The sequence below is a fragment of the Vibrio thalassae genome (genome assembly GCF_900089835.1).
In the GTDB taxonomy this organism is placed as follows: Bacteria; Pseudomonadota; Gammaproteobacteria; order Enterobacterales; family Vibrionaceae; genus Vibrio; species Vibrio thalassae.
This window is the reverse complement of record NZ_OANU01000154.1, coordinates 1-2615: the sequence shown is the minus strand read 5'-3', so window position 1 is coordinate 2615 and position 2615 is coordinate 1. Positions and strand designations below refer to the sequence as shown.

General features: G+C 44.6%; 2 protein-coding genes and 1 pseudogene. All 3 read right to left on the bottom strand.

Features of this window, described 5'->3' with window-relative positions:
* Nucleotides 1-143: pseudogene (locus VTH8203_RS25275) on the bottom strand (IS982 family transposase); the annotation flags it as partial.
* A gap of 86 nt (nucleotides 144-229) precedes the next feature.
* Nucleotides 230-874, bottom strand: a complete 645-nt coding sequence (locus tag VTH8203_RS22955) for a phage integrase N-terminal SAM-like domain-containing protein (protein ID WP_244181313.1) — start codon at nucleotides 872-874, stop codon at nucleotides 230-232.
* Between the two features lie 1178 nt (nucleotides 875-2052).
* Nucleotides 2053-2615 (bottom strand): IS91 family transposase (locus tag VTH8203_RS22950; RefSeq protein ID WP_208617797.1); only part of this gene is annotated, 563 nt, incomplete at its 5' end.

Here is a 2615-nt window from a genome sequence, read left to right as displayed (position 1 = left end):
ATGGTCATGATTTCACTTTCTGACATTCGGCCTTTGCGATTACGCTTCCGTACGCCGCTCTCAAGCTGAAGTTTTTGCCACTGGGGTAGAAAAGCCTGACAAAAGTCATCGACATGGCAAAATAAGTCCACTAATTTGTGCATAGCTGGTTCCTTGTGATAAGTCTCTCTTGGTCGAAAGATCTGATCGCAGAACCAGCTTTTAGTTCCCGTCTTTTTTTATCCCGAGTTCAGGTTGAGTTAGGATATTTAGTGGCTAATGCATTGGGCAACCACACACCAGAATAGTCGCTCTGCTTAACATCTTGCCTCCAAATACTCTCTACGTGTTGTTGCTGACGCTGTATCGCGGGAAAGAGTTCTCTAGCCAATGTCACTACTCGATTCTTATTCCCCTTAGCACGCCATACTCTTAATGCGCCATAATCAAAGTCGATATCTTGATATCTGAGTCGTAAGCATTCCATAAGACGTAATCCAGAGCCATACATCAGTTGTGCTGGCAATAAAAAGCTTGGAGGCATATTTTCAAGTACCTTACGTACTTCCTTAACGGTGAGAACTGTCGGCAGCTTTTTGCTTTTGTTCGATTTCTTAAAGCGCATATTGACGTCGATGGGTTCATGAATAATGTGCTTGTACAAAAAGACCAGCGCATTAAGTGCTTGATTCTGCGTACGCATTGCTAGGTCACGACTTGTGATCAAATAGGAAAGAAAATCCTCTACCTCAGCGGTGCCCATCTCTTTTGGATGTTTTTTATCATGGTAAACAACGTATTGAAATATCCATGAAAGATAGGCGTCTATCGTTCTTTCCGAATAATGCCTCGCCCGCATAAAATCACGTATGTAGTTTAAAAATGGCGATCTCATCACACACTCCAATACTGTTTTTATATACAGCTACTGAGTTTAGGTAAGATTTGCGGACTTATACGGAAAAATTCCGCTTTTTGTGATGTGCAACAAATCCAATAATACTTAATCTGCTAATTTTCATAGACTAATGGTCTAACATAATCGGATTCTATATTTTTAGAAGTCGGTGGAGTGTGCGGAAGTACGGAAAAAATCCGTCTATAAAGCGTTAGAACATGACGGTTCTCACGAGTTGTATGTAACTCGTTGTTATTTACGTATGAAGAGAGTTTATTGAGTTGGCGTTGTAGCGACGAAAAGGACGAATATTAGGCATTTCTATGCTAGCCTTGAAGCGATTCAAGCGCACCTTAATACGCGCTAGCGATTGAAGAGTGACGCTAGACTCGCTTCAAGGTGTAGAGCGATACCAAATACTTCGGCTTCGATTTTTTGTCTTCATACCGTTAGTCCCTAGTTCGTGATAGAGGGGCTCATCAACATCATTGACTCTAGTCATGTTCTAACAAGACGCTGAAACAGACGCAGGAACGTAAGGCATGTGTGGCCTGAAGTTCAGTGGGTGTTGATAGTGTATCGAGTGCGCAGTTTAGCTAAGCGTTAGCTTTCTCGGTTAAGTATTGTGGTGTATGGGTTCAGCGTTCTAGCTTTACACCTGAATTTCAGTGTCAAATCGGTACGTCGAGCGTGCTGTTTCTTTTTCGCTGACACATCATGAACCAACTTATTAGCAGGTGCACTTGGTTGTCAGCTTCAGCACAAGAGCCTTGAGTTGCCTTTAAGTGTCGTTATCTTTGGCCGCAAATTGGTTGAAGGTTCAATGCTTCTGCATTGGGTACGGCGGTGGTTTCGGTTTTGGAGCGTTTCTTTAAAACCTTGGTGGCAAACGCTGGCTGCATCGCACGAAAAAAGCTAACAAATAAGGATTAAGCGTTGCGCAGCCAACGTTAAATCCCGAGTGTTGGACAAGCCCGAGCCTCTATATAAGTAAATTGTGCGATCTGCTCTAGAAGGGTGGCGACCTTGATGCTTTTCTCAAGGCGAGCGCAGGTATTGTAAGGTGGAGAATTCCGCCTTATCAATAGGTTAACTGACTAATGTTGGTTCTTAGTGGCTGTTTCTCCTTATCTTGTTGATGACGGCCATTATCCTTATTATTAGATGCCTTTCGGCTATCTCGGTCGAGTGATCCCCACACAGGCCATCTCATGTTGACAGCAAGGACAGCAGCGTGTGGCTTTGCTCTTTGTGACGGGTTCAAGGTTTGGCAACGAGTAAAACAGTCCAAGTAGTAACAGTTGTATACGACCCAGTGTTTGCCGAGCTTGCCCTCGCAAGAAGCCATAATCACGCACTCGTTGCAGCCCTTTAGGCAGGACGTGTTGCAAGATAAGCAGTAAGAACTTGAGCGTTGGCAGTGTTCGCTGTATCCACTGCTGAGTTTGACTCTCTTTGTATCGGAACGTCACCGAGTCTTCTTCCACTTTGATGATATCGCGGTCGGGTAACACACCTCGATATAGAGAGCGAGACAGATACTCCAGTGCAGGTTGACCTTTCCCGACACATCGGCAGTCAACGACCCACTTGCTTGGTAAACCGCCTGGCACCCATAACAGAGGATGTTGATGGAGCGCATGCAGTAACTGAGCCCGCCATACTTTAGCGAGAGCGAAGGCGTTAAATAGGTATTGCTTGTTGCCTTTGTGCCATACTTGCTTGGATGAATCATACC

Excerpts from the sequence above, each read along its gene's own strand:
- VTH8203_RS22955 (WP_244181313.1), bottom strand. The coding sequence starts at position 874 with ATGAGATCGCCATTTTTAAACTACATACGTGATTTTATGCGGGCGAGG.